General features: G+C 66.9%; 3 protein-coding genes. All 3 read right to left on the bottom strand.

Annotation, left to right across the window (positions count from 1 at the left end; translation table 11 throughout):
• Positions 1-13 precede the first annotated feature (13 nt).
• The 3 genes from tnpC to tnpA are packed head-to-tail and all read right to left on the bottom strand — an operon-like array spanning position 14 to position 2,379.
• The gene (gene tnpC, locus O5O54_RS22100; RefSeq protein WP_279484004.1) at positions 14-1,546 is read right to left on the bottom strand and encodes an IS66 family transposase; all 1,533 of its coding nucleotides are present in this window, start codon (positions 1,544-1,546) and stop codon (positions 14-16) included.
• Between the two features lie 54 nt (positions 1,547-1,600).
• Complete coding sequence (gene tnpB / locus O5O54_RS22095) at positions 1,601-1,957, bottom strand: IS66 family insertion sequence element accessory protein TnpB (RefSeq protein WP_279484003.1); 357 nt, start codon at positions 1,955-1,957, stop codon at positions 1,601-1,603.
• Positions 1,954-2,379, bottom strand: a complete 426-nt coding sequence (gene tnpA / locus O5O54_RS22090) for an IS66-like element accessory protein TnpA (protein WP_279484002.1) — start codon at positions 2,377-2,379, stop codon at positions 1,954-1,956. The genes tnpB and tnpA overlap by 4 nt, the downstream gene beginning before the upstream one ends.
• Between the last annotated feature and the right edge of the window lie 77 nt (positions 2,380-2,456).

Below are 2,456 nucleotides of genomic sequence, written 5' to 3'. Positions count from 1 at the left end.
GTAAGCGTCGTCCTCAGGCCACGGCGGCGAGTTTTGCGACCGGCTGGAACATCCACGGCATGAGGTCGTCGATGGCGCTGTTCGGGTGACCCTGGACGATGAGGGTGATGACGGCAGCCAGGTAGGCCTGCGGATCGACGCCGTTCAGTTTGCAGGTCTCGACCAGCGAGGCGATGATCGCCCAGTGGACGGCGCCGCCGTCCGAGCCGGCGAAGAGGGCGTTCTTGCGCGTCAGCGCCAGCGGGCGGATGGAGCGCTCGACGGTGTTGTTGTCGATCTCGATGCGGCCGTCGTCGACGAAGCGGTTCAGGCCCTCCCAGCGGGACAGGGTGTAGCGGATGGCCTCGGCGAGCTTGGTCTTCTGGCTGATGAGCCCGAGCTTCTCGCGCAGGAACGGCTCGAGGGCATCGAGGATCGGCTTGGCCCTTTCCTGCCGCACGAGACGGCGGCGGTCTGCCGACTGCCAACGGATCTCGTTCTCAATCCTGTAGAGCGCGGCGATGCGCTCCAGCGTCTCGGTCGCGATCGGCGCGGGACCGGCTGCGGCTAATTCGTAGAAGCGTCGGCGGACGTGGGCCCAACAGAAGGCGAGCCGGACGTCGCCCTTCTCGGCCAGCACCTTGTAGCCGCCGTAGCCGTCGACCTGAAGAACGCCGGTAAATCCCTGGAGATGAGCGATGGGTCGCTCGGCCTTGCGGTCGGGCGCGTAGATGTAGGCGACGGCAGGCGGATCGTCGCCGCCGAAGGCGCGGTCGTCCCGGGCATAGGCGAAGAGTTGCCCCGTCTTCGTCCGGCCGCGACCGGGATCGAGAACCGGCGCGGTGGTCTCGTCGGCAAACAGCTTGGTCGACGCCTTCAGGTGCCCGAGCAGCCGATCGTGAACGGGCCGCAGGAGGAATGCGGCGCGGCCGACCCAGTCGGCCAGCGTCGAGCGGTCGAGATGGACGCCTTGGCGGGCGTAGATTTGCGCCTGTCGATAGAGCGGCAGGTGGTCGGCATATTTGGAGACGAGCACCTGGGCGACCGTCGCCTCTGTGGGGATGCCGCCCTCGATCAGACGGGCCGGCGCCGGGGCCTGCACGACAACGCCCTCGCAGGCCCGGCAGCCGTAGCGCGGACGGCGGGTGACGAGCACCCGGAACTGCGCCGGCACAATGTCGAGGCGCTCGGCGACATCCTCGCCGATGACATGCAGGGCATGCCGACAGCATGGGCAGGCCTTGTCTTCGATATCGACGACGGTCTCGATCCGCGGCAGATGGGCTGGGAGCGAGCCCCGGTTCGCCCGACGCTTGTTGACGCGCTCGGAACGAACCGTCAGCGCGTCTTTCTCCTCGGCCGCTTCGTCAGCAGCGACGACCTGCTCGACCTCCTCGAGGCTGAGCAGAAGCTGATCCTCTGGCAGCGTCTCGGCCCGTCGGCCGAAGCGGTGACGCTGCAATTCCTTGATGATCTGCTCGAGCCGCTCGGCGCGCAGACGCTCGGCGATCAGCATCACCTTCAGCGTGCCGGGATCGTCGGGAAGCGTATCTGCCACGATGCTCATGCGAGGAGTGAATCATATCCTCGCGCCGACGGCGACAGCTTTTGCGCCCTTCGATCAGCCCGATATCGCCGGCACACGGGTCTCCCGCGTCGCATGGACCCGGCGCCAGTCGAGCCCTTCCAGGAGCGCCGAGAGCTGCGCCGCCGTCAAGTGCATGACGCTGTCCTGTGCCTTCGGCCAGCGGAACTCTCCGTCCTCCAGCCGCTTGGCGACGAGCACCACGCCGGTGCCGTCCCAAAACACCAGCTTGATCCGATCAGCTCGCTTGGCTCTGAAGACGTAGACCGCGCCCGAGAACGGGTCGGCGCCCATCGTCTCACGCACCAGCGCCGCCAGCCCTTCGGCGCCCTTGCGGAAGTCCACCGGCGTCGTCGCCACCATCACCCGGACTGCGCCGGTCGGACCGATCATACACCGCCCTTCAGCGCCGCAATTACCGCCGTGATCGTCTTCGGGCTCGCGGCAGAGCCAACTCTGACGACGACCCCGTCGATCTCAAACTCGATATCCGCCTTCGCAGACCGCTGGCGCCTGGATCGGCGTGGCTTCGATGGGGTCGGTGACGGCGGCTGCGCCTTCACCACTGCCGGCACGAACATCGGGGTATCGGCCGACTGCATGACGCGTCGCGTGAGACGGCGCCAGGTGAAGAGCTGTTGAGGCGTCAGTCCGTGACGGCGTGCAACGCCGCAGACCGTCTCGCCATCCCCGTAGCTCTCTGCAACGATGTCCGCCTTCTCATCCGGCGTCCAACTGCGTCGCCGACCTTCGCCGGTGAAAAGTTCGACCCGCCGGAATGGCTCCGACACGGGCATAGGCTCTGAAATCGACATGTGTCGGAGCTCCTAATCAGCTCCAACATCGTCCCTCAGGCGGCATGCCGAAAGGTGCCCTCGGGACAACGCTTACG

The sequence above is a fragment of the Aureimonas sp. SK2 genome, assembly GCF_029813115.1.
Taxonomy (GTDB): domain Bacteria; phylum Pseudomonadota; class Alphaproteobacteria; order Rhizobiales; family Rhizobiaceae; genus Aureimonas.
The sequence above is the reverse complement of the archived record's forward strand: the minus strand, read 5'-3'. Positions and strand labels throughout refer to the sequence as shown.